At 69.3% G+C, this 1,060-nt stretch carries 1 protein-coding gene; it reads left to right on the forward strand.

What is annotated here, in order from left to right; genetic code table 11:
* Positions 1-1,060: Do family serine endopeptidase (locus HUK84_RS19775; protein ID WP_176641730.1), on the forward strand; the 1,060-nt coding region annotated here is incomplete at both ends.

Raw genomic sequence — 1,060 nt, forward strand, 5'->3', positions numbered from 1 at the left:
GACGCGGCATGCCCGACAGCTTCGCCGACCTGGCGGCACGCCTGCTGCCGGCGGTGGTCAATGTCTCGACCACCGAGACGGTCAAGCCGGGCGACGAGGACGGCGACGCCGAGGGCGACGGTGACGGCGGCGGCGACGCGCCGCAGATCCCGAACTTCCCCGAAGGCTCGCCCTTCGAGAAATTCTTCCACGATTTCATGAACCGCCAGAACGGCCCCGAGGCCGCGCCGCGCAAGATGCAGGCGCTCGGCTCGGGCTTCATCATCGACCCGTCCGGCATCGTGGTCACCAACAACCACGTGATCCGCCATGCCGACCAGATCACGGTCACGCTGCAGGACAACACGGTGCTCAAGGCGCATGAGATCGGACACGACGACCGCACCGACCTGGCGGTGCTGAAGGTCGATTCGCCCCATCCGCTGCCCGCCGTCGGCTTCGGCGACAGCGACCGCGCCCGGGTGGGGGACTGGGTGCTGGCGATCGGCAACCCGTTCGGCCTGTCCGGCACGGTGACGGCGGGCATCATCTCGTCGCGCGGCCGCAATATCGAGCAGGGACCGTACGACGATTTCATCCAGACCGACGCGCCGATCAACAAGGGCAATTCCGGCGGCCCGCTCTTCGACATGCAGGGGCAGGTGATCGGCATCAACACCGCCATCTACTCGCCCTCGGGCGGGTCGATCGGCATCGGCTTCTCCATCCCCTCGGCCGAGGCCCGCGGAATCATCGAGCAGTTGCGCCGCACGGGCAAGGTGTCGCGCGGCTGGATCGGCGTGCGCATCCAGGACGTGACGCAGGACATCGCCGACGGGCTGGGGCTCAAGGACGCGCACGGCGCGCTGATCGCCGGCGTCGAGCCCAAGGGCCCCGCAGCGAACGCGAAACTGCAGACCGGCGACGTGATCCTGTCGCTGGACGGCAAGCCGATCGACGGGCGGGCCCTGCCGCGCCTGATGGCCGACGAAATCCCGGGCAAGGTGGTCACGCTGGGCGTCTGGCGCCATGGCCACGGCCTGACCATGCCCGTCACGGTGGGGGCGCTGCCCGACGACAC

It is taken from the genome of Nguyenibacter vanlangensis (genome assembly GCF_013376155.1).
Classification (GTDB): domain Bacteria; phylum Pseudomonadota; class Alphaproteobacteria; order Acetobacterales; family Acetobacteraceae; genus Gluconacetobacter; species Gluconacetobacter vanlangensis.